Annotated in this window: 21 protein-coding genes and 1 tRNA gene; 8 read left to right on the top strand and 14 right to left on the bottom strand. The window is 74.1% G+C overall.

Annotated elements, in window-relative coordinates; genetic code table 11:
* The 6 genes from ACFWH7_RS14340 to argS form a co-directional block, all read right to left on the bottom strand.
* The coding region (locus tag ACFWH7_RS14340; protein ID WP_378217180.1) for a Rho termination factor N-terminal domain-containing protein at nt 1-575 on the bottom strand (575 nt) is incomplete at its 3' end.
* A gap of 263 nt (nt 576-838) precedes the next feature.
* The gene (thrB, locus tag ACFWH7_RS14335; protein ID WP_378217179.1) at nt 839-1,765 is read right to left on the bottom strand and encodes a homoserine kinase; all 927 of its coding nucleotides are present in this window, start codon (nt 1,763-1,765) and stop codon (nt 839-841) included.
* Entirely contained in the window at nt 1,765-2,868 is a 1,104-nt protein-coding gene (gene thrC, locus ACFWH7_RS14330) for a threonine synthase (RefSeq protein ID WP_378217178.1), read from the bottom strand. Before thrC ends, thrB begins: the two co-directional genes overlap by 1 nt.
* On the bottom strand, nt 2,868-4,220 hold the full coding sequence (locus ACFWH7_RS14325) for a homoserine dehydrogenase (RefSeq protein WP_378217177.1): 1,353 nt from the start codon (nt 4,218-4,220) through the stop codon (nt 2,868-2,870). Before ACFWH7_RS14325 ends, thrC begins: the two co-directional genes overlap by 1 nt.
* Before the next feature lie 163 nt (nt 4,221-4,383).
* Nucleotides 4,384-5,772, bottom strand: coding sequence for a diaminopimelate decarboxylase (lysA, locus tag ACFWH7_RS14320; protein ID WP_378217176.1), 1,389 nt, complete (start codon nt 5,770-5,772; stop codon nt 4,384-4,386).
* Nucleotides 5,769-7,454, bottom strand: a complete 1,686-nt coding sequence (gene argS, locus ACFWH7_RS14315) for an arginine--tRNA ligase (RefSeq protein WP_378217175.1) — start codon at nt 7,452-7,454, stop codon at nt 5,769-5,771. The genes lysA and argS overlap by 4 nt, the downstream gene beginning before the upstream one ends.
* A 174-nt stretch (nt 7,455-7,628) precedes the next feature.
* Between argS and ACFWH7_RS14310 the strand changes: the two genes are divergently transcribed.
* Both ACFWH7_RS14310 and ACFWH7_RS14305 read left to right on the top strand, forming a co-directional pair.
* Nucleotides 7,629-7,701: transfer RNA gene (locus tag ACFWH7_RS14310), tRNA-Arg, on the top strand.
* Nucleotides 7,702-7,812: 111 nt separating this feature from the next.
* Nucleotides 7,813-8,445, top strand: a complete 633-nt coding sequence (locus ACFWH7_RS14305) for a CYTH domain-containing protein (RefSeq protein ID WP_378217173.1) — start codon at nt 7,813-7,815, stop codon at nt 8,443-8,445.
* Nucleotides 8,446-8,457: 12 nt separating this feature from the next.
* Here ACFWH7_RS14305 and ACFWH7_RS14300 read toward each other — a convergent pair whose 3' ends face one another.
* The 4 genes from ACFWH7_RS14300 to ACFWH7_RS14285 all read right to left on the bottom strand — a co-directional run bounded on the left by ACFWH7_RS14300 (nt 8,458) and on the right by ACFWH7_RS14285 (nt 12,431).
* The gene (locus ACFWH7_RS14300; protein ID WP_378217172.1) at nt 8,458-9,021 is read right to left on the bottom strand and encodes a hypothetical protein; all 564 of its coding nucleotides are present in this window, start codon (nt 9,019-9,021) and stop codon (nt 8,458-8,460) included.
* Between the two features lie 52 nt (nt 9,022-9,073).
* A complete protein-coding gene (locus tag ACFWH7_RS14295) occupies nt 9,074-9,883 on the bottom strand; it encodes a M15 family metallopeptidase (RefSeq protein ID WP_378217171.1) in 810 nt (269 codons plus the stop codon).
* A 131-nt stretch (nt 9,884-10,014) separates the two neighbouring features.
* Nucleotides 10,015-11,058, bottom strand: a complete 1,044-nt coding sequence (locus ACFWH7_RS14290) for a hemolysin family protein (protein ID WP_378217170.1) — start codon at nt 11,056-11,058, stop codon at nt 10,015-10,017.
* Nucleotides 11,055-12,431, bottom strand: a complete 1,377-nt coding sequence (locus tag ACFWH7_RS14285) for a hemolysin family protein (RefSeq protein WP_378217168.1) — start codon at nt 12,429-12,431, stop codon at nt 11,055-11,057. Before ACFWH7_RS14285 ends, ACFWH7_RS14290 begins: the two co-directional genes overlap by 4 nt.
* 150 nt (nt 12,432-12,581) lie before the next feature.
* Between ACFWH7_RS14285 and ACFWH7_RS14280 the strand changes: the two genes are divergently transcribed.
* The 3 genes from ACFWH7_RS14280 (at nt 12,582) to ACFWH7_RS14270 (ending at nt 18,757) form a co-directional block, all read left to right on the top strand.
* Nucleotides 12,582-13,385, top strand: a complete 804-nt coding sequence (locus tag ACFWH7_RS14280; protein ID WP_231581757.1) for a response regulator transcription factor — start codon at nt 12,582-12,584, stop codon at nt 13,383-13,385.
* A complete protein-coding gene (locus ACFWH7_RS14275; RefSeq protein ID WP_378217167.1) occupies nt 13,382-14,584 on the top strand; it encodes a sensor histidine kinase in 1,203 nt (400 codons plus the stop codon). The genes ACFWH7_RS14280 and ACFWH7_RS14275 overlap by 4 nt, the downstream gene beginning before the upstream one ends.
* A gap of 396 nt (nt 14,585-14,980) precedes the next feature.
* Nucleotides 14,981-18,757 (top strand): multifunctional oxoglutarate decarboxylase/oxoglutarate dehydrogenase thiamine pyrophosphate-binding subunit/dihydrolipoyllysine-residue succinyltransferase subunit, encoded by a 3,777-nt coding sequence (locus ACFWH7_RS14270; protein ID WP_378217166.1) that lies wholly within the window; start codon nt 14,981-14,983, stop codon nt 18,755-18,757.
* An 82-nt stretch (nt 18,758-18,839) separates the two neighbouring features.
* Here ACFWH7_RS14270 and ACFWH7_RS14265 read toward each other — a convergent pair whose 3' ends face one another.
* The gene (locus ACFWH7_RS14265) at nt 18,840-19,835 is read right to left on the bottom strand and encodes an aldo/keto reductase (RefSeq protein ID WP_378217165.1); all 996 of its coding nucleotides are present in this window, start codon (nt 19,833-19,835) and stop codon (nt 18,840-18,842) included.
* 108 nt (nt 19,836-19,943) lie between these two features.
* On the opposite strand from ACFWH7_RS14265, the gene ACFWH7_RS14260 reads away from it, so the two are divergent.
* Both ACFWH7_RS14260 and ACFWH7_RS14255 read left to right on the top strand, forming a co-directional pair.
* Complete coding sequence (locus tag ACFWH7_RS14260) at nt 19,944-20,858, top strand: aldose 1-epimerase family protein (RefSeq protein WP_378217164.1); 915 nt, start codon at nt 19,944-19,946, stop codon at nt 20,856-20,858.
* Nucleotides 20,859-20,950: 92 nt separating this feature from the next.
* Entirely contained in the window at nt 20,951-21,574 is a 624-nt protein-coding gene (locus ACFWH7_RS14255) for a GDSL-type esterase/lipase family protein (protein ID WP_378217163.1), read from the top strand.
* 69 nt (nt 21,575-21,643) lie between these two features.
* Here ACFWH7_RS14255 and ACFWH7_RS14250 read toward each other — a convergent pair whose 3' ends face one another.
* From ACFWH7_RS14250 to ACFWH7_RS14240, 3 genes are all read right to left on the bottom strand, one after another.
* Entirely contained in the window at nt 21,644-22,447 is an 804-nt protein-coding gene (locus ACFWH7_RS14250; protein WP_378217162.1) for a DUF4097 family beta strand repeat-containing protein, read from the bottom strand.
* A gap of 74 nt (nt 22,448-22,521) precedes the next feature.
* Nucleotides 22,522-23,121, bottom strand: coding sequence for a PadR family transcriptional regulator (locus ACFWH7_RS14245; protein WP_378217161.1), 600 nt, complete (start codon nt 23,119-23,121; stop codon nt 22,522-22,524).
* Entirely contained in the window at nt 23,121-24,050 is a 930-nt protein-coding gene (locus ACFWH7_RS14240; RefSeq protein ID WP_378217160.1) for a DUF4097 family beta strand repeat-containing protein, read from the bottom strand. Before ACFWH7_RS14240 ends, ACFWH7_RS14245 begins: the two co-directional genes overlap by 1 nt.
* 192 nt (nt 24,051-24,242) lie before the next feature.
* On the opposite strand from ACFWH7_RS14240, the gene ACFWH7_RS14235 reads away from it, so the two are divergent.
* Nucleotides 24,243-24,317 (top strand): 50S ribosomal protein bL37, encoded by a 75-nt coding sequence (locus tag ACFWH7_RS14235; protein ID WP_099052597.1) that lies wholly within the window; start codon nt 24,243-24,245, stop codon nt 24,315-24,317.
* Nucleotides 24,318-24,417: the final 100 nt, after the last annotated feature.

Genomic DNA, 24,417 nt, shown 5'->3' with positions numbered 1-24,417 from the left:
TCGGCGGCCTCGTGCGAGGTGTCGCGCGTGCGCACGCCCTGCTCGCCGAGCGCCTCGGCGACCGCGGCGGCGGCCTCCGAGCGGGAGTCGCGACGGCCGTCGCGACGCTCCCCGCGCTGTTCCGTGCGCTGCTCGTCGGCGCGCACGGGCAGGTCGAGCACGGGAGCGGCGGTGCGCTCCTCGCGGCTCGCGGCCGAGGACGCGTCCTGACGCGCCGTCGCCGCGGTGTCGGTGGTGCCCGCCGGGCTCGCGGCGGGGCGCTCGGCGCGGCGGCTGCGGCCGCGCCCGGAGGCGGCCGGCGCCTCGCTCGTCTCACGGACCGCGGCGTTCGCCCCGTCCGTGTCGCGCCGCGGCGCGGCGGGGCGCTCGGACGCGCCCTGCTCGCCGGTGCGGGCGCGGATGACGTCCACAAGATCGCCCTTGCGCATCTTGGACGTGCCCTTGACCCCGAGCTGCGAGGCGAGAGCCTGCAGCTCCGGGAGGCGCAGCGTGGAGAGCGCGCCGGTCCGGGCGTTCCCGCCGGCAGCGGCCGAACCGGTCGCGCTGCTCGTGGCGGTGTCGATGGTGTCTGTCACGAAGGACCCTTCCCCCTCGTTTGCGCCCGCCGCTCAGAGGGCGGGCCGCGGGTGGTCGACGCCCGGCCGTGACGGCCGGTGCGTAGGTGTCGCCACGCGTCAGTGGTACGACGACGTCATCTGACGCGGGGCTGGATTGCCTTCTCTACGGACTGCTCGGTCGCGGCACACCCGATGGGCGAGAGCGCGCTCCGCGTGCGGATGTACTGGTACGAGAGCGTGACCGAAGGCTGACAGTCATCCTAGCACCGGCGCGCCCGAGGTCAGAGCCGTTCGCCCACGACGCCACGCGTGTCGACGTCGAGGCGGTGCACCGCCCAGTCGGCGGTCCCCCCGACGAGGGAGTCCGCGACGCGAGCGACCTCCTCCAGCCCGTCCGGCGTCGAGAGCACCAGCACGGTCGGTCCCGCCCCCGAGACGGTCGCGGCGAGACCGCGGGCCCGCAACGCCTGGACGAGCTCGAACGACGACGGCATGACGTCGGCCCGGTAGGCCTGGTGCAGGCGGTCGTCCGTCGCGTCGAGCAGCAGGTCGGGCCGCCGGGTGAGCGCCTCGACGAGGAGGGCAGCGCGCCCCGCGTTGAAGGCGGCGTCGGCGTGCGGCACGTGCGTCGGGAGCACCCCCCGCGCCCGGCTCGTCGCGAGCCGGGCCGAGGGCACGAGCACGGTGGCCCGGACGTCGGGGTGCACGTCCAGCCGCGCGGCGCGGGGCCCGGCGCCCTCGCCCGCGTCCCACGCGACGGTGGCGCCGCCCAGGAGCGCGGGCGCCGCGTTGTCCGGATGCCCCTCGATGGCGGTCGCGAGGCCGAGCGCCACGTCGTCGTCGAGGACCGACGGGTCGGCGACGAGCGCCCGCGCCGCCACGATGCCCGCGACGACGGCGGCCGCCGAGGAGCCGAGGCCCCGCCCGTGCGGGACGCGGTTGACGCAGGTCAGGTGCAGGCCGGTCTGCGGCGCACCCGCGACGTCGAGCGCGGCCCGCAGGGCGCGCACCACCAGGTGGGACGCGTCGCCGGGCACCTCCCCCGCGCCCTCGCCCTCGACGTCGACGACCACGTCGTCGCTCGCGAGCGCGCGCACCTCGAGCACGTCGTGGAGCGCGAGCGCCAGGCCCAGCGCGTCGAAGCCGGGGCCGAGGTTGGCGCTCGTCGCCGGGACGCGCACCCGCACGTGGTCCGCGCCGAGCTGCATCAGTCGAGCCCGAGGGCGTCGGCGATGGACACGACGTCGGCGCTCACGCGCGTCGGCGTCACCTCGCTGCCGTCGAGCGTGCGCAGCGCCCACTGCGGGTCCTTGAGCCCGTGGCCCGTGACCGTGACGACGATGCGCGCGCCCGCGGGCACGAGCCCGCGCTCGGCGCGCGACAGGATCCCGGCGACGCCGGCCGCCGACGCGGGCTCGACGAACACGCCGACCTCGCTCGACAGGACCCGGTGCGCCGCGAGGATCTGCTCGTCCGTGACGGCCTCGATGACGCCGCCCGAGTCGTCGCGCGCCGACTCGGCGAGCTCCCACGACGCGGGGTTGCCGATGCGGATCGCGGTCGCGATCGTCTCCGGCTCGGTGATCGGGTGGCCAGCGACGATCGGTGCGGCGCCCGCGGCCTGGAAGCCCCACATCTGCGGCACGTGCGTCGCGACGGCCGGCAGGCCCTCCCCCGCGTGGCCGGGGGCGCCCTGGCCGGCGTACTCCCGGAAGCCCTTCCAGTACGCCGTGATGTTCCCCGCGTTGCCGACGGGCAGCGCGTGGATGTCGGGCGCGTCGCCCAGCGCGTCGACGATCTCGAACGCGCCGGTCTTCTGGCCCTCGATGCGGTCAGGGTTCACGGAGTTGACGAGCTCGACCGGGTAGGAGTCGGCGAGCTTGCGCGCCGCGACGAGGCAGTCGTCGAAGTTCCCGTCGACCTGGAGCAGGCGCGCGCCGTGCGCGATCGCCTGGCTGAGCTTGCCCATCGCGATCTTGCCGTCCGGGACGAGGACCGCGCACGTCATGCCCGCCCGCACCGCGTACGCCGCGGCCGACGCCGACGTGTTACCCGTCGAGGCGCACACGACCGCCTGCGCGCCGCGCCCCGCGGCGGCGGAGATCGCCGTCGTCATGCCGCGGTCCTTGAACGACCCCGTGGGGTTCATGCCCTCGACCTTGACGAACACCTGCGCGCCGGTGCGCGCGGAGAGCGCCGGTGCCTCGACGAGCGGCGTGCCGCCCTCGCCGAGCGTGACGATCCGCTCGGCGACGTGCGCCGGCAGACGGTCGCGGTACTCGGAGATGATCCCTCTCCACTGGTGGGCCATCAGGCTCCCTCGACTCTCAGGACGGACGTGATCGTGCGGACGGGCTCGAGCTCGGCGACCGCCGCGACGGTCGCCGACAGCGCCGACTCCGGCGCCGCGTGCGTGGTGATGAGGAGCTCGGCGACCCCGGGCTCGGCGACGTCGGAGACACCCGGCGCCGTCGGCTGACGGACCGCCTCGATGGAGACGCCGTGCTCGGCGAGGGCGTGCGCTACCTGGGCGAGGACGCCCGGGCGGTCGTCGACGTCGAGGCGCACCTGGTAGCGGGTCACGGCCGCGCTCGCGGGGAGGATGGCGAGCTCCGCGTAGGTGGACTCCTGCGGGCCCTTGCCCCCGAGCACGCGGTGCCGAGCCGCCGAGACGACGTCGCCCAGGACGGCCGATGCGGTCGGCGCGCCGCCGGCGCCCCGACCGTAGAACATGAGCTCGCCCGCGGACTCCGCCTCGACGAACACCGCGTTGAACGACCCGCGGACGTTCGCGAGGGGGTGCGACGTGGGCACGAGCGCCGGGTGCACGCGCACGGAGACGCCGGCAGGTGCCCCCGCCGCTGCGCCGACCGAGGTGCCCTCGCGCAGCTCCGCGATGGCGAGGAGCTTGATGACGTGGCCGGTCTGCGCGGCCCACGCGACGTCCTCGGCGGTGACGGACATGATGCCCTCGCGCGCGACGTCGTCCAGCGAGACGCGCGTGTGGAACGCGAGGCTCGCGAGGATCGCGGCCTTGGCCGCGGCGTCGTACCCCTCGACGTCCGCCGTCGGGTCCGCCTCTGCGTAGCCGAGGTCCTGCGCCTCCTTCACGGCTTCCTCGAGGTCCATGCCCGTGGTGGCCATCTGGTCGAGGACGTAGTTGGTCGTCCCGTTGACGATGCCGAGCACGCGGCGCACGCGGTCGCCCGCGAGCGACTCGCGCACCGGGCGCACGATGGGGATCGCGCCCGCGACGGCGGCCTCGAAGTAGATGTCGACGCCGGCCGCGTCGGCGGCCTTGTAGAGCGTGGGTCCGTCCTCGGCGAGCAGCGCCTTGTTCGCCGTGACGACGGCGGCGCCGGCGTCGATCGCGCGCAGCAGGAGCGACCGCGCGGGCTCGGTGCCGCCCATGACCTCGACGACGATGTCGGCGCGCGCGACGAGACCCTCCGCGTCCTCGGTCAGGAGCGAGCGGTCGACCGACGACGCGCGCGGCGCGGCCGCGTTCCGCACCGCGATCCCGACGAGCTCCAGGCGGGCGCCCACGCGCGAGGCGAGGTCGTCGGCCTGCTCGGTCAGCAGCCGCGCGACCTGGGTGCCGACGACGCCGCACCCCAGCAGGGCGACGCGCAGGGGCGGGTGGGACTCGGCGGCAGGGGGCACGACGGACCTTCCTCGGGTGGTCAGGACGGGTGCGGCGCCGTGCCCGCGGGCCGGGTCGTGCCCGGGTGGCTCGGGAGCCGCAGGCACAGGATACGGCGCCCCGTGCGACCGCCCCGGGCGTGCCCACGGGTCGGATGCCGGCCTTCCCGGGCGCGGCGCACGGTCAGCCCTCGTCGAGCGCCAGCAGGTCCTCGACGGTCTCGCGGCGCACGAGCACGCGGCTCGCGCCGTCGCGCACGGCGACCACGGGCGGGCGCGTCAGCAGGTTGTAGTTCGACGCCATCGAGCGGCCGTAGGCGCCGGTCGCCGGGACCGCCAGGAGGTCCCCCGCGCGCACGTCGCCGGGGAGCTGCACCTCGTGGACGACGATGTCGCCGCTCTCGCAGTGCTTGCCGACGACGCGCGCGAGGAGCGGCTCCGCGTCCGACGACCGGCCGACGACCTCCGCGTGGTACTGCGCCGCGTAGAGCGCGGGGCGGATGTTGTCGCTCATGCCGCCGTCGACGGACACGTACGTGCGCACGCGGCCGTCGTCGAGCGTCACCGGCTTGACCGTGCCCACGGTGTAGAGCGTGAGGCCGGCCGGCCCGACGATCGCCCGGCCGGGCTCGATCGAGAACCGCGGCAGCGGCGTGCCGAGCTCCGCGGCCACCCCGTCGACCGCGGCCGCGACGTCCTTGGCGACGCGCTCCGGGTCGAGCGCGACCTCCCCGGGGAGGTACGCGATCCCGTAGCCGCCGCCGATGTCCACCTCGTCGACGAGCACGCCCGTGCGTGCGGCGAGCTCGGCGCGCAGCTCCAGCACCGCGCGCGCCGCGACCTCGAACCCCGACGGGTCGAGGATCTGCGACCCGATGTGCGAGTGGATCCCCAGCAGGTGCAGCTCGGGGCGCGCGACCACGTCGAGCAGCGCGGTCATGGCCGGGGAGTCGCCGGTCCGGGTGCCGTCCGCCGCGCGCGGCGCGGCGACCGACAGGCCGAACTTCTGGTCCTCGTGCGCGGTCGAGATGTACTCGTGCCCGCCCGCGTGGACGCCCGTCGTGACGCGCACCATGACGGGCGCGACGACGCCGCGCTCCCCCGCGAGGCGCGCGACGCGCTCGACCTCGACGAGCGAGTCGACGATGATCCGGCCGACGCCCTCGTCGAGCGCCCGGCCGATCTCGGCGTCGGACTTGTTGTTGCCGTGCAGCCCGATCTCGGGACCGGGGACGCCCGCGCGCAGCGCGACGGCGAGCTCTCCCCCGCTCGCGGTGTCGACCCGCAGGCCCTCCTCGCGCGCCCAGCGCGCGACCGCCACCGTGAGCAGCGCCTTGCCCGCGTAGTAGACGTCGACGTCGGACCCGACGGCGCGGAACGCCGCCTCGAACGCCGTGCGGTACGCCCGGGCACGGGCGCGGAAGTCCGCCTCGTCGAGCACGTACGCGGGCGTGCCGTGCTCGGCCGCGAGGTCGTGGACGCCGACGCCCGCGACCTGCACGGCCCCGTCCTCGCGACGGCGCACGCCCCGCGACCACGGCTCGCCGGGGTGCCCCGGAAGGCCCGTGCTCACATGCGCTCCGGCGCGGAGACGCCGAGCAGGCCGAGGCCGTTGGCGAGCACCTGGCGCACCGCGTCGTTGAGCCACAGGCGCGTGCGGTGCGTGTCCGTGACCTCCTCGTCCGGGTAGGGCAGGACGCGCTGGGACTTCTGCTGGTACCACGTGTGGTAGTCGCCGGCGAGCGCCTCGAGGTAGCGCGCGACGCGGTGCGGCTCGCGCAGCTCGGCCGCCTGGGCCACGATGCGCGGGAACTCGGTCAGGCGCCCGATGAGCGCGGCCTCGCTCGGGTGGTCGAGCAGCGCGGGCTCGAACCCGTCGGCGCGCGCGACGCCGCGGTCGGCGGCGTTGCGGTCCACCGCCGCGGTACGCGAGTGCGCGTACTGCACGTAGTAGACGGGGTTCTCGTTCGTCGCCCGCGCGAGCAGGTCGAGGTCGAGGTCGATGTTCTGGTCCGCCGACGAGCGCGCGAGCGAGTAGCGCGCCGCGTCGACGCCGACGGCGTCCACGAGGTCCTCGAGCGTCACGACGGTCCCGGCGCGCTTGGACATGCGCACGGGGTGCCCGTCCTTGACGAGGTTGACCATCTGCCCGATGAGGAGCTGGAGATTCTTGCCCGGGGTGTCGCCGAACGCGGCGCACACCGCCATCATGCGGCCCACGTACCCGTGGTGGTCGGCGCCGAGCATGATGATGACCTCGTCGAAGCCGCGCTCGCGCTTGTCGAGGTAGTACGCGATGTCGCCCGCGATGTACGCGGCGTCGCCGTCCGACTTGATGACGACGCGGTCCTTGTCGTCGCCGAAGTCGGTCGTGCGCAGCCACGTCGCGCCGTCCTGCTCGAACATGTGGCCCGACTCGCGCAGGCGCTCGACGGCACGCTCCACGGCGCCCGACTCGTGCAGCGAGTCCTCGTGGAAGTACACGTCGAAGTCGACGCCGAAGTCGTGCAGCGACGCCTTGATCTCGCCGAACATGCGCTCGACGCCCCGCGCCCGGAAGACCTCCTGCGCCTCGGCGTCGGGCAGCGTGCGCGGGTCGGGGTCGCCGGCGGCGACCGCGTCCGCGATGACCGCGTCCGCGATCTCGCTGATGTACTCGCCGCCGTACCCGTCCTCGGGCGCCTCCAGGCCGCGGGCGCGCGCGAGGAGGGAGCGCGCGAACCGGTCGATCTGCGCGCCGTGGTCGTTGAAGTAGTACTCGCGCGTCACGTCCGCGCCGCTCGCCTCGAGCACGCGCGCGAGCGAGTCGCCGACGGCGGCCCAGCGGACGCCGCCGATGTGGATGGGCCCGGTCGGGTTCGCGGAGACGAACTCGAGGTTGACCTTCGTGCCCGCCTCGGAGCTGCCGCGCCCGTACGCCGGGCCGGCCTCGACGATCGTGCGGGCGAGCTCGCCCGCCGCGGCCGCGTCGAGCGTGATGTTGAGGAAGCCCGGGCCGGCGACGTCCACGGCCTTGACGCCCGGCGTCGCGGCGAGCCGCGTCGCGAGGTCCTCGGCGAGGGCGCGCGGCGTCGTGCCCGCCTTCTTGGCGAGCTGGAGCGCGACGTTCGTGGCCCAGTCGCCGTGCTCGCGCTGGCGGGGTCGCTCCACGTGGACGCGCTCGGGGACCGCGGCGGGGTCCAGGGCGAGGGTGCCGTCGGCGACGGCGGCGGCCAGGGCAGCGCTCAGCGCTTCGGAGAGCTCGTCGGGGGTCACCGGGTGATTCTACCGAGGCGTGAGCACGCTCCGTCGCGATGTTTCACGGGACGCCCGCGAGGCGTCCGGGCCGCCTGCGAGACGAGGACCGCACCGGTGCGGCACCACCGGGCCCGCGCACCCCGGACGTGCTGGTAGTCTCGTGCATCGCGTCGACGGACACCGTCGGCGCTCGCCCTCGTAGCTCAGTGGATAGAGCGTCTGCCTCCGGAGCAGAAGGTCGTAGGTTCGAATCCTATCGAGGGCACCCTGCTCCGCTCCGACGAGCCCGGCCCGCCTCCGGCGGCCGGGCTCGCGTCGTCTCCGGGCCCTCGACCTCGTCCCGCGACCCGTCCCGTGCGCCCGCTACGGTGGGGCCATGACCGACGGCGGCTACGGGGACTTCGAGTTCGAGCGCCGGTTCTTCGTGCGCGACCTGCCCGAGGACCTGCGCGACGCACCGGCGCTCATCGTGCAGAGCTACTACCTGGCGGACGAGGGCTACGCGCTGCGGCTGCGCGCCAAGGTGCCGACGGTCGACGCGACGATGGACGCGGAGACGGACCCCGTACGCCTGCTCGACCGGTTCGCGCCCGCCGTCGACCTGTGCACGCTCACCGTGAAGGGCCCCATGGCAGGCGGCACGCGGTACGAGGCGGAGCGCGAGGTCGACGTCGCGGTGGGCGTGCAGATGATCCGGCGCGGCGGTGCGCGCGTCGTCAAGACGCGGTACTCGGTCTGGGTCGGGGCGGACGGCTGGGTCGTCGACGTGTTCGGCGGGGCGAACCACCCGCTCGTCGTCGCGGAGTGCGAGCGCACCGGACCGGTCACGGACCTGCAGATCCCCGCCTTCTGCGTCACCGAGCTCACCGACGACCCGCGCTTCTCCAACGACGCGCTGGCCAGCCGGCCCTACGGTTCGTGGCGCGACGAGTTCGAGGCCGAGCTCGCGGCGTCGGGATCCCGGTTCCTCCAGGACTTCGGCCGCAACGAGCGGCTCTCGGAGCCGTAGACCGTCAAGCCGTCAGCGCAGCGCGTCGGCCGCCGCGCAGACGGCGGCGACGTCGAACCGGAACGTCCGGCGGTCGACCGGCACCCACCCGGGCTCGTGCCCGAACAGCACGGCCCACGGGAGCGTGCCGGACGAGACGTGCTCGCGCGCGTGGTCGTGCGCGCGGGCGTCCGCGACCTCGCGCTCGACCGCGTCCTCCAGCGCCACGAGCTCGGCCCGCACGGCCTCGCCCTTCTCCGTGAGCCGGCGCGCCCGCCCGGGCTCGAGGTAGCCGTCGCGGCGCGCAGCCTGCACGACGTCGCGCGCCGCGGAGCGCAGTCGGCCACGGAGGCCGCCGTCGGCCGGGTCGAGCACGACGCGCGCCCCCCGCCCGGCGTCGACGCCGAACACCGCGAGGAGGGCGACACGGTCGCGCGCGGAGGCGGGCTCGGGGTCGAGGAGGACGAGAGCCGGGGGCGACCCGGGCGCCGTCGGCTCCACCCGGACGAGGCCGGAGAGCGCGAGGCTCAGCACCTGCGCGGCGAGCGCGTGCTCGGGACGGCGCAGGACGACCGCGGCGAGGAGCAGGTCGGCCACGGTTCCGACGATACGGCGGCGAGGGCCGCGGCGGAGGGCGACGGGCCGCGCGTCAGGAGTTCTGGATCTCCTCGACGCCCTGGACGAACTCGAAGTGCCACGGCTCGTAGGCGCCGCTGCCGCCGCGCTTGGCCCAGGCGGGGTTGGCCCAGCCGTAGGTGGCACCGTTCTGGTTGATCCACGCGTAGACCTCGCGGGAGCCGGTCTCGACCGAGCAGAGGTCGATCGCGAGCCCCCAGCCGTGCATGGACCAGCCGGGAGGTGCGGCAAACGCGCCGCGGGAGGACTTGAGCGAGACCTGCGTCGAGAGCGTGCGGTACGACGAGACGAGGCACAGGTCGCGACCGAACGTCGCCCGGAAGGCCTCGTTCATGGCCGACAGCGAGACCGCCGCGTCGGGCCGCAGGTGCTCGCCCGCCTGCCAGAGCTCGCACAGCGCGTGCTCGTCGAGCTTGCCGTTGGTTCCCGCCGGGCGGACCGTGGGGTCGCAGCCGGGGAGCGGGTCGCGCGCGGCGGACCGGGAGGCGGCCTCGCGCCGCACCTCGACACGGGGGGCGGCCGCGACGCTCTGGGAGACCGCGGGGGCCGTCGACCCGGCGGTCGCGAGGTCGAGCGCGCTGGGACCCACAGGCCGCGTCTCGGGCTCGAAGGGAGATCCGGTGCCCAGACCGTCGTCCGCGCCGGCGGAGAGGGGCATCGCGATCGTCGCGGCGGCGAGCGTCCCGAGGACGGCGATGCGCGGCATCCAGCGGTGCTGGCTGGAGACCTGCGCCTGGGGGCGACGACGACGGGAGCCCTGCTCCGCCTCGCGCCGTGCCCGTCGGGACTCGAGGGCGGGTGCGTCGGTCTGCTGCGACTCCACCCGCCACCTGCCTCTCACCCTTCGGGGTGGCTCTCGGGCCACCGACGACCGATCAATCACGGAACAGTAACGAAGCACTCCGACGATGCCAAGTCCCCTGCTCAGGGCCGGTGCCGGTGCGAGGGAGCTCGTCAGTGACGACGCTGCATGGCGTCGCGCACCTCCCCCACGAGCTCCTCGAGGATGTCCTCGAGGAACACGACGCCGAGGGCGCCGCCGCCCTCGGGCGCGTCGACGCGCGCCAGGTGCGCGCCCGAGCGCTGCATCGCCCGGAGCGCGTCCTCGACCTCGTCGCCGGGCGCGGCGGTCGCGAGCGCCCGCACGCGCCAGGACGGGACCGGCGCACCGCGCGTCGCCTCGTCCGCGTACAGCACGTCCTTGACGTGGAGGTAGCCCACGAGCTCGCCCGAGGCGTCGGCGACGGCGAACCGCGAGAACCCGGTCTTGGCGACGAGCCGCTCGACCTCCTCGGGCGTGCAGCCCTCGGTGACCGTGACGAGGTCGGCGACCGGGACCATGACGTCGTGCGCGGTGCGCTCGGAGAACTCGATCGCCCCCGAGAGCAGGCCCTGCTCGTCCCGGAGCACGCCCTGCGCCTGGGAGTGCTCGACGATCGACTGGACCTCCTCCGCGGTGAACGCGGAGGCGACCTCGTCCTTGGGCTCGACCCCCGTCGCCCGGACGGCGTGGTTCGCGAGCCAGTTGAGCGCGACGATGACCGGCCGGAGCACCCGCCCGATCCACACGAGCGGGGGCCCGAACCACATGACCGCCGTCTCCGGCCCCGCGACGGCGAGGTTCTTGGGGACCATCTCGCCCAGCACCACGTGCAGGTAGACGACGATCGCGAGCGCGACGACGAACGCGATCGGGTGCGCGAGCGACGTGCTCACCCCGAGGGCGTGCAGCGGGTCCTCGATGAGGTGCGCGAGCGCGGGCTCCGCGACGACGCCGAGGCCCGTGGAGCAGACCGTCACGCCGAGCTGGGCGCACGCGAGCATGAGGGACACGTTCTCCATCGCCCACAGGACGGTCTGCGCCCGGCGGTTCCCCTGCGCGGCGAGCGGCTCGATCGCCGAGCGTCGCGCCGAGATGACCGCGAACTCGGCGCCGACGAAGAACGCGTTCCCCGCGAGCAGCAGGACGGCGACGAGGAGGGCGGTGGTCGAGCTCACGACTCCACCTCCACGGGGGTCGCACGGACCGAGAGCCGCTCGACCCGCCGCCCCTCCATCGCCTCCACGCGCAGCACGACACGGTCGTGCGCGTCGCCCGCGACGACCTCGTCGCCGGGCTCCGGCACGCGCCCGAGCCGCGCCATGACGAGGCCGCCGAGCGTCTCGTACGCACCGTCCTCGGGTACACGGAGGCCGGTGACCTCGGTGAGCTCGTCGGGCCGCATGACGCCGGGAACCAGCCAGGAGCCGTCCGCACGCCGGGCCGCGCCGGAGCGGCGGGGGTCGTGCTCGTCCGCCACGTCGCCCACGAGCTCCTCCACGACGTCCTCGAGCGTCACGACGCCGGAGGTGCCGCCGTACTCGTCGACGACGACCGCCATCTGGAGCCCGAACCCGCGCAGCTCGACGAGCAGCGGGCCGAGGCGCACGGTCTCGGGGACCCGGGGCGCCTCGACCATGAGCGCCGCCGCCGGGACCTCCCCGCGCCGGTCGTACGGGACGGCGACGGCGCGACGCAGGTGGACGAGACCGACGACGTCGTCCCGGTCCTCGCCGATGACGGGGAACCGGGAGTGCCCCGTCCGCCGCGCGGCGTCGACGACGTCCGCGGCCGTCGCGTCACGGTCGACCACGACCATCCGCATCCGGTCCGTCATGACGTCGACGGCGCTCAGCTCGTCCAGCTCGATGGAGTTGGTGAGGAGCGTCGCGACGGACACGTCGAGCGTGCCCTCCTGGGCGGAGCGGCGCACGAGCGCGGCGAGCTCCGAGGCCGAGCGGGCGCCCGACAGCTCCTCGCGCGGCTCGACGCCGACGCGTCGCAGGATCGCGTTCGCCGACCCGTTGAGCACGGCGATCACCGGCCGGAACAGCTTGGTGAACTGGCGCTGCACGGGCACGACCTGCCGGGCCGTGGCGTAGGGCGCGCTCAGGGCGAAGTTCTTCGGGATGAGCTCACCGAAGAGCATCGAGACGAAGTTCACGACGAGGAGGGCGAGGACGCCGGCGAGGACGGCGGACGCCGCCTGCCCGAGCGCCGTGGCGCCCAGACCGGCGCCGAACAGCGAGAGCAGCGCGGGCTGCGCCGTGTAGCCGAGGAGGATCGTCGTCAGCGTGATGCCGACCTGCGCGGACGACAGCTCGGTCGACAGGTGCTTGAGACCGGCCCGGACGCTGCGGTCGCGGCGGTCGGCACGGGCCTTCCGGCCCGACGGCGGGGAGCCGCGTCTGTCGCCCTCCTGGTCGGGGTCGTCGCCCGCGGGGAGGACGGCGGGGTCGAGGGTGACCAGGGAGAACTCGCTGGCCACGAAGACGGCGGTACCTGCGGTGAGGAGCACCCCGAGCGCGACCATGACCCAGTCGCCTACCACGAGGTGCTCCACCGATATCGAGAGGTGCTCTTCATCGTGCCGACGATGCTAGCGCCCGCTCCCGCCGGGCCGCCCGGTCGTGCGGCGCCCGGGTCCCGGGCGACGGCGAAATCCGGCCGACCTGGGCCGACGTGTGCCACGCTGTATCCCATGGCAGATCCGAGGGCAGCGAGCGCATCACCGACCGGCGCGGGCGCCGGTCCCGTCCCGGGCCGCGGGCCCGTGCCCACGACGGCACCCCTGGCCGGCGGCACGCCGCAGCAGGCGGCGACGGTCCTCGTCGTCGAGGACGAGCCCGCCATCGCGACCGCGATCGCCCAGCGCCTGAGCGCGGAGGGCTGGCGCGTCGAGGTCGCGCGCGACGGGCTGTCCGGCGTCGACGCCGCCACGCGGCTGCGCCCGGACGTCATCGTCCTCGACGTCATGCTGCCCGGCATCGACGGCCTCGAGGTGACCCGGCGCATCCAGGCCGAGCAGCCCGTGCCGATCCTCATGCTCACCGCGCGCGACGACGAGACCGACATGCTCATCGGGCTCGGCGTCGGCGCGGACGACTACATGACGAAGCCCTTCTCGATGCGCGAGCTCGTCGCGCGCATCAAGGCGCTGCTGCGCCGCGTCGACCGCGCCACGCAGGCTGCGAGCGCCGCGCCGACCGACCCGCCCATGACCGTGGGCGACGTGACGATCGACAAGGCCCAGCGCCGCGTCTACCGCGCGGGCGAGGAGGTCCACCTCACGCCCACCGAGTTCGAGCTGCTCGTCATGCTCGCGAGCTCCCCCAAGACGGTCCTCACGCGCGAGCGCCTGCTCGCCGAGGTGTGGGACTGGGCCGACGCGAGCGGGACGCGCACCGTCGACTCGCACATCAAGGCGCTGCGCCGCAAGCTCGGCGCCGACCTCATCCGCACGGTGCACGGCGTCGGCTACGCGTTCGAGCCGCCCGCCGGATGACCTCCCACCCCGCTGACCCTGCCGACCCGGCCGACGGCACCGGCCGGGGCCCGGGCGGGTCGCCGAGCGCTCCGGCGCGGAACGGCGTGCACCGGGCGCACACGATCCGCCCGCACCTGCCCGACGTCCGCCCGCTCGACTCGTTCCGCTCGCTGAAGATCAAGCTCGGCGTGCTCGTGGCCGCGACCGTCACGCTCGCGGTCCTCATCACGTGGATCGGGCTCCAGAACCAGCTCGGGCCGTCGCGCACGTTCCCGCTCGCGATCGTCCTGTCGCTGCTGCTCACCCAGCTCCTCGCGCGGGGCATGACGTCGCCGCTGCGCGAGATGACGGCGGCGGCGCGCGCGATGGCCGACGGCGACTACACGCGGCGGGTGCGGGCGACGAGCCGCGACGAGGTGGGCCAGCTCGCCGTCGCGTTCAACGTCATGGCGGAGGACCTCGCGACGAGCGACCAGGTGCGCCGCGAGCTCATCGCGAACGTCTCGCACGAGCTGCGGACGCCCATCGCGGCGCTCCAGGCGCAGCTCGAGAACGTCGTCGACGGCGTCACGCAGCCGACGCCCGCGACCATGGAGATGGCCCTGGCGCAGACGGAGCGCCTCACGCGCCTCGTCTCCTACCTCCTGGACCTGTCGCGCATCGAGGCCGGCGCGGCTGCCCTCAACATCGCCGAGATCGACGTGGGCGACTTCCTCGAGGAGAACGCCGAGGCCGTGTCGATGGTGGAGGCCGGCAAGCAGCTCCGGTACGTCGTCGACGTCACGCCGCCCGACCTCGTGCTCGAGGCGGACCGCGAGCGCCTGCACCAGGTCGTGACGAACCTCCTCCAGAACGCGATCCGGCACTCTCCCCAGGGGGGCGAGATCCGGCTCGAGGCGTACCCCGTGGACGACGACGTCGTGCTCGAGATCGTGGACGAAGGACCGGGGATCGCGAAGGAGGACCGCGAGCGCATCTTCGAGCGCTTCGCCCGGGCCAGCGCGACGGGCACGCACACGACGACGGGCGGCTCGACGGGCGGGACCGGCATCGGCCTGGCGATCGTCCGGTGGGCGATCGACCTGCACGGCGGGCGGATCGAGGTCGCGGACTCGCGCAGCGGTGCGACGATGCGCGTCACGCTCCCGGCGCACGGCCACCCCGTCGAGCCCGACCTGCTCGGTGACCCGGGCGCCGAGGACCCGACCACGCGCTGAGCCCGACCTCGACGGCGCGACCCTCGGCGCGCGACGCCGAGTGAGATCCGTCACAGCCCGCGGCCCGGATACCTCGGGATGGCCTGGAATTCCGCGATCTTGCCGTCCTACGAGGTCCGCGTGGGGTCATGTTTGCCTGGCCCAGACGCGGCGTGAAGAACCCGCGAACAGGCCGCGCGCGAACGTCCCGCGCAGCCCCCTGGGCCGCCGCCGAGGGCCTAGGCTGGAGTGGTCCGGAATCCGGACGAGTCTGCGCCGACGTCGGGCGCCCACGCCTCGCGCGTGCCGCCACGCGTCTGCTCCCAGACTGTGACCGACAGCGACCTGTGTGTGAAAGTGGGCGATCCTCGCGTGTCCCCGAAGGCTGAGTCAGAGGCGATCAGCGACGCAAGCTCCGTGTTCGGAGCGAACGAGTGGCTGGTCGACGAGCTGTACGAGCAGTACCTCCTGGACAAGAACGCGGTGGACCCCGCGTGGTGGGACTTCTTCGAGGACTACCGTCCGGCGGAGCGTGCCGAGCAGGCCACGACGACGGCCGGCGCGCCGTCGACGCCCGTGAACGGCTCCCCCGCGGCGCCTGCGGCCCCCGCCGCGCCGGTCGTCCCCGCCGCCGTGACGGACGGCTCGGCCGCCGCCGAGGCGGCGCAGCGCGTCAAGCCCCCGAAGCTCCCGGCCGACCCCGCGGTCAACGCCGCCGCCGAGGCGGTCCGGGCGACGCGCCCCGTCGCGACGGCCCAGCCCGCGACCGCGCCGTACGCGCAGGTCCCGGCCCGCAAGGTCGCCGGCGCCCCGACGGCCGAGGCGGAGACCGTCGCGGACGACGTGCAGAAGCTCCGCGGCCCCGCGGCGCGCGTCGTGACGAACATGGAGGCCAGCATCCAGGTGCCGACGGCGACGTCGGTGCGCGCGGTGCCGGCCAAGCTCATGGTCGACAACCGGATCGTCATCAACAACCACCTCGCGCGCGGCCGCGGCGGCAAGATCTCGTTCACGCACCTCATCGGGTTCGCGCTCGTCGAGGCGCTGGCCGACATGCCGGTGATGAACGCGAGCTACACGCAGCTCGACGGCAAGCCCGCGGTGAACCAGCCGGCGCACGTCAACTTCGGTCTCGCGATCGACCTCGCCAAGCCGGACGGGTCGCGCCAGCTCCTCGTGCCGAGCATCAAGAAGGCCGAGTCGATGGACTTCGCCCAGTTCTGGGCGGCCTACGAGGACCTCGTGCGCCGGGCGCGCGGCGGCAAGCTCGGCGTCGACGACTTCGCCGGGACCACGATCTCGCTCACCAACCCCGGCGGCATCGGCACCGTGCACTCGGTCCCGCGCCTCATGGCCGGCCAGGGGACGATCATCGGCGTCGGCGCGATGGACTACCCCGCCGAGTTCGCGGGCGCGTCCACCGAGCGCCTCGCGCGCCTGGGCATCTCGAAGGTCCTGACGATCACCTCGACCTACGACCACCGCATCATCCAGGGCGCCCAGTCGGGCGAGTTCCTGCGGATCCTGTCGCAGAAGCTCCTCGGCGAGGACGGCTTCTACGACCGCGTGTTCGCCGCGCTGCGCATCCCCTACGAGCCGGTGCGCTGGGTCCGCGACAACACGACGGACGCCGAGATCGAGGCGGCCAAGCCCGCGAAGATCGCGGAGCTCATCCACTCCTACCGCTCGCGCGGGCACCTCATGGCGGACACCGACCCGCTCGCGTACCGCCAGCGCAAGCACGGGGACCTCGACATCCAGAACCACGGCATGACGCTGTGGGACCTGGACCGCACGTTCCCCACGGGGGGCTTCGGCGGCAAGACGAAGTCCTCGCTGCGCGACATCCTCGGGCTCCTGCGCGACTCCTACTGCCGCACGGTCGGCGTGGAGTACATGCACCTGGCCGACCGCACGCAGCGCAAGTGGCTCCAGGAGCGGCTCGAGTCGGGCTACGCGCGCACGCCGCGCGAGGACCAGCTCCGCATCCTGCGCCGCCTCAACTCGGCCGAGGCGTTCGAGACGTTCCTGCAGACGAAGTTCGTCGGGCAGAAGCGCTTCTCGCTCGAGGGCGGCGAGTCGGTGATCCCGCTGCTCGACGCGATCCTGTCGAAGGCGGCGGAGAACGGCCTCGACGAGGTCGGCATCGGCATGGCCCACCGTGGTCGCCTCAACGTGCTCGCCAACATCGCGGGCAAGAGCTACGCGCAGATCTTCGCGGAGTTCGAGGGCAACCTCGACCCGAAGAGCGTGCAGGGCTCGGGCGACGTGAAGTACCACCTCGGCACCGAGGGCGTCTTCACCGCGGAGAGCGGGGCGACGACCAAGGTCTACCTCGCGGCCAACCCGTCCCACCTCGAGGCGGTCGACCCGGTGCTCGAGGGCATCGTGCGCGCCAAGCAGGACCGCATCGACCTGGGCGGCGACGGCTTCTCCGTGCTGCCGATCCTCATCCACGGCGACGCGGCCTTCGCGGGCCAGGGCGTCGTGCCCGAGGTGCTCAACCTCGCGCAGCTGCGCGGGTACCGCACCGGCGGCACCGTGCACGTCATCATCAACAACCAGGTCGGCTTCACCACGGGCCCGTCGTCGTCGCGCTCGACGACGTACGCGACCGACGTCGCCAAGGGCTACCAGGTCCCGATCTTCCACGTGAACGGCGACGACCCCGAGGCGTGCGTGCGCGTCGCGGAGCTGGCGTTCGCGTTCCGCGAGCAGTTCGACCGCGACGTGATCATCGACATGATCTGCTACCGCCGCCGCGGGCACAACGAGGGCGACGACCCCTCGATGACGCAGCCGCTCATGTACAACCTCATCGAGGCCAAGCGCTCGGTGCGCAAGCTCTACACCGAGAACCTCGTCGCGCGCGGCGACATCACGCTCGAGGAGGCCGAGCACGTCCTCCAGGACTACCAGGCCCAGCTCGAGCGCGTATTCACCGAGACCAAGGAGGGCGGCTTCACGCCTGCCGCGGACCGCGAGCCGGTCGCCGGCCTCGAGCGCCCGGAGTCCCAGCTCGAGGACGCTGGCACGATGGTCGGCTGGAAGACGGCGATCGACCGCTCGGTCCTCGAGCGCGTCGGCCAGGTCCACGTCGCGCCGCCGGAGGGCTTCACCGTCCACCCCAAGCTCGCGCAGCTCCTGGAGAAGCGCCGGCAGATGTCCGTCGAGGGCGGCATCGACTGGGGCTTCGGCGAGCTCGCCGCGTTCGGCTCGCTCCTCGCGGAGGGCACGCCCGTGCGCCTCGCCGGGCAGGACTCGCGCCGCGGCACCTTCGTGCAGCGCCACGCCGTCCTGCACGACCGCGAGACCGGCGCCGAGTGGACGCCGCTGCTGTACCTGTCGGCGGACCAGGCCAAGTTCTGGGTCTACGACTCGTCGCTGTCGGAGTACGCCGCGCTCGGGTTCGAGTACGGCTACTCCGTCGAGCGTCCCGACGCGCTCGTGCTGTGGGAGGCGCAGTTCGGCGACTTCGTCAACGGCGCCCAGACGGTGATCGACGAGTTCATCTCGTCCGCCGAGCAGAAGTGGGGCCAGTACTCCTCGGTCGTCATGCTCCTCCCCCACGGCTACGAGGGCCAGGGGCCGGACCACTCGTCCGCGCGCATCGAGCGGTTCCTCCAGCTCGCCGCCGAGGACAACATGACGGTCGCGCAGCCGTCGACGCCCGCGTCGTACTTCCACCTGCTGCGCCGGCAGGCGTACGCCCGCCCGCGTCGTCCGCTCATCGTCTTCACGCCGAAGCAGCTGCTGCGCCTCAAGGCCGCCGCGTCGAGCGTCGAGGAGTTCACGACCGGCACGTTCGAGCCCGTCATCGCGGACGCGACGGCCGACCCGGCGAAGGTCGACCGCGTGCTCCTCTGCACGGGCCGCGTGTACTACGACCTCCTCGCCGAGCGCACCAAGCGCGGCGACGAGGGCGTGGCGATCGTCCGCCTCGAGCAGCTCTACCCGCTCGACGTCGACGGCATCCGGGCCGAGCTCGCGAAGTACCCGGGCGCCGAGGTCGTGTGGGTCCAGGACGAGCCGGAGAACCAGGGCGCCTGGTCGTTCGTGCACATCAACCTGCCGGAGGACCTGCCGCGCGTGAGCGTCGTCTCCCGCCCGGCGTCGGCGTCGACCGCCGCCGGCACGGCGAAGAAGCACCAGGCCCAGCAGTCCGTGCTCCTCGAGCAGGCGTTCGCCCGCTGACGCCGCCGGGCTCCGGCCCTGGACACGACGAAGGCCCCCTCCGCACGGAGGGGGCCTTCGTCGTCGGTGCACGACGAGCCGACTACCAGCGGTCGTGGATCTTCGCGCGCAGGTGCGCGTCGTAGATCTCGCGGACGCCCGAGGTGAAGAGCGGGCCGAGGACGTCCGCGTCGCCCGCGGCCGCGTTCGAGCGGGCCTGCTCGACGTTGCGCGCGCCGGGGATGACGGTCGACACGCCGGGCTGCTGCCAGACCCACGCGATCGCGACCTGGGCGGGCGTGAGGTCCTGCCCGACGACGTCCTGCACGAGCGTGGTGAACTCGCCCGCCGCCTGGACGCCGGTCTCGAAGTCGACGCCCGAGAACGTCTCGCCGACGTCGAACGCGCTGCCGTCGCGGTTGTACGTGCGGTGGTCGTCGGCCGCGAAGGTCGTGTCCTTCGTGTACTTCCCCGACAGCAGGCCGGACGCGAGCGGCACGCGCGCGATGACGCCGACCCCGGCGGCGGACGCGGCGGGCAGGACGGCGTCGAGGGGCTTGAGCCGGAACGCGTTGAGGATGATCTGCACGGTCGCGACACCGGGACGCGCGATGGCGGTGAGCGCCTCGCCGACCGTCTCGACGCTCACGCCGTAGCTCGCGATCGCGCCCTCGGCGACGAGGGTGTCGAGGCCGTCGTACACCTCGTCGCGCGAGTAGACCGCCGTCGGGGGGCAATGGAGCTGGACGAGGTCGAGGCGGTCGGTCCGGAGGTTGCGCCGCGACCGGTCGGTCCACTCGCGGAACTTCGCGAGCGTGTAGTTGTCCGCGTCCTGGTCCTCGCGGCGACCCATCTTCGTCGCGACGGTGATCGCGTGGCCCGGGTTGTCCGCGAGGTAGCCGCCGATGATCTGCTCGCTGCGCCCGTCGCCGTAGACGTCCGCGGTGTCGAAGAACGTCACGCCGGCCTCGGCGGAGGCGTCGAGCACGGCGCGCGCGTCGTCCTCGCTCACGTCGCCCCAGTCGGCGCCGAGCTGCCAGGTTCCCAGTCCGACGACCGAGACGAGCCGTCCCGTGCGTCCGAGCACCTGTCGTTCCATCGTTCCTCCTCGTGCTGCGTCGGGTACGCCGGGAGACACACCCGGGCACCGAGTCTGACTGCCGAGAGCGCATCGCGCACGCTCGCACGCCGAGTACCGTATGTGAGCGTGAACACGAACGCCCCCTCGGGGACCCAGGTCCGCATCGCCCACGGCGAGCACGCAGCGACGATCACCGAGGTGGGAGCGGCCGTGCGCGACTACACGGTCGGCGGCCGGCCCGTCTTCACGCCCTTCGCGGAGGACGAGGTCGCGCCCGCGTTCAACGGCGCGGTCCTGCTCCCCTGGCCCAACCGCCTGCGCGACGGCGCGTACGAGGTGGACGGCACGGGGTACCAGGTGCCCGTGTCGGAGCCCGCCCGCGGCACCGCGCTGCACGGGCTCGCGTGCTGGCAGCGCTGGGTCGTCGTCGAGCACGACGCGTCGCACGCGACGCTCGAGCTGCACCTGCCGCCGTCGCCCGGCTACCCGTTCGACCTCGTCGCACGCGTGACCTACTCGCTCGACGACGCGGGGCTGCGCGTCCACGTGCGCACGACGAACGTCGGCACGGCGACCGCGCCCTACGGCATCGGCTTCCACCCGTGGCTGTCCGCCGACGGCGCGAACCTCGACGAGTGCACCCTGCGCCTCGACGCCGCGACCCGCGTCACGACCGACGACCGGCTCCTGCCCACGGGCACGGAGCCCGCCGCGGGGAGCTACGACCTGCGCGAGCCGCGCCTGCTCGCGGGCGTCGACCTGGACGACGCCTACGTGGACGTGCTGCGCGACGCCGACGGGCTGTCGTGGATGCGTCTCTCCGCTCCCGACGGCCGCACGTCGGCAGTCTGGATGGACGGCTCGATGGACACGTGGCAGGTCTGCACGGGCGACCACGTCGGGGACGTCGCGTTCCGCCGGTCCGGCGTCGCCGCGGAGCCCATGAGCTGCATCGCGGACGCGTTCCGCACCGGCGACCGCCTCGTGCGGCTCGAGCCGGGCGCCTCGCACGAGGTCACCTGGGGCGCGACGCTGCTCTGACCGGCCGATCAGGGGCGGTCCGTCCGATATGCCCGGCTGGACACGCCGTCCCCGCCCGTCCGTTTCGACCCGCGCCGCCCGCGTCGGGGAGAATGGCGCCCGTGGAAGACGCGGTGAGTCGAGAGGTACGGATCTGCGTCGTCGGCGACGAGCTGAGCGCCGGCGTCGGCGACGCGAAGGCCCTGGGGTGGGCGGGGCGCGTCGTCGCGCGCACGCGCTTCCCCCAGCCGGCGTACGTGTTCCCGCTCGCGATCCCCGGCGAGACGACGACGGCGCTCAGCCAGCGCTGGGAGGCGGAGACGTCGCGGCGGTTCGCCCCCGAGCCGGACGTGGACAACCGCCTCGTCATCGGCCTCGGTCGTCACGACCTCGACGCGGGGCTGTCGGTCGCGCGCTCGCGCCTCAACCTCGCGAACGTGCTCGACGTCGCGGAGTCGCACCGGCTGCCGACGTTCGTCGTGGGCCCCCCGCCGGGGCACGCGCAGGACGCCGAGCGGCTCGCCGAGCTCTCGCACGCCTTCTCGGACGTCGCGAACCGGCGCCGCGTGCCGTACGTCGACACGTTCAGCCCGCTCGTGACGCACGAGCAGTGGCTCGCGGACCTCGCGCAGAGCGGCAACGGCTTCCCCGGCCAGGCGGGCTACGGGCTCATGGCCTGGCTCGTGCTGCACACGGGCTGGCACGCGTGGCTGGGCCTGCCGGACGACACGGTCTGACGCCGCCTGCACGACGACGGCCCGTCGCCCCGGGAGATCCCGGGAGGACGGGCCGTCGGTGCGTGGGCGTCAGCCCCGCGAGACCGTGAGGTCGCCCGAGACGGTGTTCGCCGAGACGTACGCGCCGCGGGCGCCGGGCTGGTCGACGTGGTCGACCGACGTCGTGCGCTGCGCGGCGGAGTCCAGGCGGACGCCGTCGAGCACGGCCTTGCCCGTGACGCTGCGGGCCTTGAGGTTGACGGGCGACCCGGCGCCGAGGCGCACGGCCACGTCGCCGGAGACCGTGCGCGCGTCGACGAGCGGGGTGCTCTCGCGCGCCACGACCTCGACGCCGCTCGTCACGGTGTTGACGGACACGCGGCCGAGCGTCCCGCCGAGCGTGACCGCGCCGGACGCGGTGCTCACGTGGACGTCGCCGACGTGCTCGCCGACGTCCACGGCGCCCGTCGCCGTCTTGATCGACGCCGTGCCCGACACGCCCTGGACGCGCACGGCGCCCGTCGCCGTCGTCACGGACAGGTCCGCCTGCGTGCCGAGGACGCTCGCGGTGGCCCGCGCGGTCGTCACCTTCACCGGCACGTGCGCCGGGACCGTCAGGCGCACGACGGCGCGGTCCTTGTCGCGCAGGCCCTTGGCCCGCTCGACGAGGCCCTCGACGCCGGCGAAGTCGTAGCCGACGCGCAGCTCGCCGTCGTGCACGCTCACCTGGAGCGGACGCTCGGACACCTCGCTGACGTCGAGGTGCGCCCCGGCCTCGCGGGCGGGGTCGGCGACGACGTCGACCGACCCGTCGGTGAGCTGGACGACGACGCGCCGGACGTCGGCGACGTCGACGGTCTGGGGGTCGTTGATGACCCAGGACTCGGTGCTCATGCGCTTCTCCTCGTTCGGTTCTCTGGTTCGGGGTGCGGTGCGTTCGTCGAGGGGTGGGTTCTCGTGATCGTCGGTCAGGGCAGGGTCGCTCGCACGGCCTTGCGCGCGCTGTCGAGCACGGTGCGCAGGGTGTCGACCGTCAGCTCCGAGACGACGCTCGCGGCGTCGGCGCGACGCAGGTCGGCGCGCACGTCCTCGCGGAAGCGCTGGAGCAGCGCCTCGGCCTCCATGCGCCACGCGTAGGACTCGCGGCGCCGCGGGTCGGGCCCGCCGTCGCGCGGGCGGGCGCGCGCGGTCTGCGCGGCGGCCGCGAGTTCGGCCCGCAGGCCCTTCAGGGAGCCCTGCACGTCGGCGCGCAGCGCCTCGGCGCGCTGGCGCACCGTCTCGGCGATGCCGTGCTCCAGGGCGGCGACGTCGGCACGTCGCGCCTCGATCTCCGCGCGCCCCGCGGGCGTCAGCTCGTACGTCGTCTTGCGGCCGTCGGCGCTGCGGTGCACGAGGCCCTCGTCCTCGAGGCGCGCGAGACGGGGGTAGATGGTCCCGGCGCTCGGCCGGTAGGTGCCGCCGAAGCGCTCGGAGAGCTCGGTGATGAGCTCGTAGCCGTGCTTGGGCCCGGCGTCGAGCAGCGCCAGCAGGTAGAGCCGGAGCTCGCCGTGCGCGAAGACGGTGGCCATCAGCGGTCCACCGGCCCGTCCGACGACGCGGCGCCCCGCGTCCCCGGGCTCCCCCACGCGGGGGCGTCGGCGTCGACCGGGGCACCGTCGGCCGAGTGCCCGGCGGCGTCCCACGACGTCTCGTCCGGCGCCCCGCGCAGGACGGTCACGTCGCCGGAGACGGCGGAGACCCGGACCGGCGAACCCTTCCCGTACCGCGCGGGCTGGTGGAACGAGCGCGCGGATCCGCGCTGCTCGGCGCCGTCCACGAGGAGCCGCCCGCTCACGCAGCGGATCGCGTAGTCCATCGCGTCCGGGTCGGGCAGGCGCACGAGCACGTCGGCGGAGACCGCGCTCACGGTGATCTCGGACGGGGTCGTGCGGGTGTCGACGGTGACGGAGCCCGAGACCGAGTCGAGGCGCAGCGAGTGCAGCGAGCCGGTCGCCGTGAGGCCGCCGGACACGGAGTCCATGCGGACCGGGCCGTCGTGCTCGCTCGCCGAGACCTCGCCCGAGACCGTGTCGACGCGGAGCTCGCCGCGCGTGCGGCTCGTCATCACGGAACCGGAGACGGTCGCCAGCCGGGCGCCGGCGCGCACGCCCGCGACGAGTGCCTCCCCCTGCACGGTCGCGACCTTGACCTGCGTCGTCGCCGGCACGGCGACGTGCACGTCTGCCGCGTCCTTGCCGGTGTACGTGCGGAAGCGCTCGAGGAAGCCCTTCCAGCCCGCGACGAACGGTCCGTAGCCGACCCGGAGCGTGGTCCCCTCGAGACGCACCTCCAGGGGGCGGCCGACCACCGAGTGGACCTCGACGCGCGTGTCGGTGCGCGTGGGGTCGTCGTGCGCGACCACGTCGATGCGCCCGCCGATGACGGTCGCGTCGAGCGTCCGCACGCGCGCCAGGTCGATGGCCTGCGGACCCGTGACGGTCCAGCTCTCCTGCGTCATCCGTGGCTCCGTCCGTGGTCGCGTCCCGTGCGGCCGCGACGGCGACGCTCGAGGACACTCGCGATATATCTCGTTCTCGCAGACACGATATATCGCGTGCTCGACCCTGACAAGGGGTCGCGTGTGGGACGATGGGAGGCGGACTTGACCCGCCGGGACCGGCGGGACTCCCCCGATCGTCAGGAGAACACCATGAGCAAGCGCGGACGCAAGCGTCGCAGCCGCAAGGGCAACGCCGCGAACCACGGCAAGCGCCCCAACGCCTGAGACGGCGCGCCCCCACGGGGGACGACGAGAGGGGGCGGGCCGCCCGCGGGGGGGGCGGGCCCCGGGCGGCCCCCCCGCGTCCGGGAGCGTCCCGGTCAGT

Origin of the sequence: Cellulosimicrobium cellulans, assembly GCF_042723955.1 — a bacterium.
Taxonomy (GTDB): Bacteria; Actinomycetota; Actinomycetes; order Actinomycetales; family Cellulomonadaceae; genus Cellulosimicrobium; species Cellulosimicrobium cellulans_H.
The sequence above is the reverse complement of the archived record's forward strand: the minus strand, read 5'-3'. Positions and strand labels throughout refer to the sequence as shown.

Bases quoted from the DNA above. Each gene is read 5' to 3' on its own strand.
- ACFWH7_RS14245 (WP_378217161.1), bottom strand. From the start codon at position 23,121: ATGGCCACCGTCTTCGCGCACGGCGAGCTCCGGCTCTACCTGCTGGCG.
- ACFWH7_RS14280 (WP_231581757.1), top strand. From the start codon at position 12,582: ATGGCAGATCCGAGGGCAGCGAGCGCATCACCGACCGGCGCGGGCGCC.
- ACFWH7_RS14305 (WP_378217173.1), top strand. From the start codon at position 7,813: ATGACCGACGGCGGCTACGGGGACTTCGAGTTCGAGCGCCGGTTCTTC.
- ACFWH7_RS14240 (WP_378217160.1), bottom strand. From the start codon at position 24,050: ATGACGCAGGAGAGCTGGACCGTCACGGGTCCGCAGGCCATCGACCTG.
- ACFWH7_RS14275 (WP_378217167.1), top strand. From the start codon at position 13,382: ATGACCTCCCACCCCGCTGACCCTGCCGACCCGGCCGACGGCACCGGC.
- ACFWH7_RS14250 (WP_378217162.1), bottom strand. From the start codon at position 22,447: ATGAGCACCGAGTCCTGGGTCATCAACGACCCCCAGACCGTCGACGTC.
- ACFWH7_RS14265 (WP_378217165.1), bottom strand. From the start codon at position 19,835: ATGGAACGACAGGTGCTCGGACGCACGGGACGGCTCGTCTCGGTCGTC.
- ACFWH7_RS14255 (WP_378217163.1), top strand. From the start codon at position 20,951: ATGGCGCCCGTGGAAGACGCGGTGAGTCGAGAGGTACGGATCTGCGTC.
- thrC (WP_378217178.1), bottom strand. From the start codon at position 2,868: ATGGCCCACCAGTGGAGAGGGATCATCTCCGAGTACCGCGACCGTCTG.
- thrB (WP_378217179.1), bottom strand. From the start codon at position 1,765: ATGCAGCTCGGCGCGGACCACGTGCGGGTGCGCGTCCCGGCGACGAGC.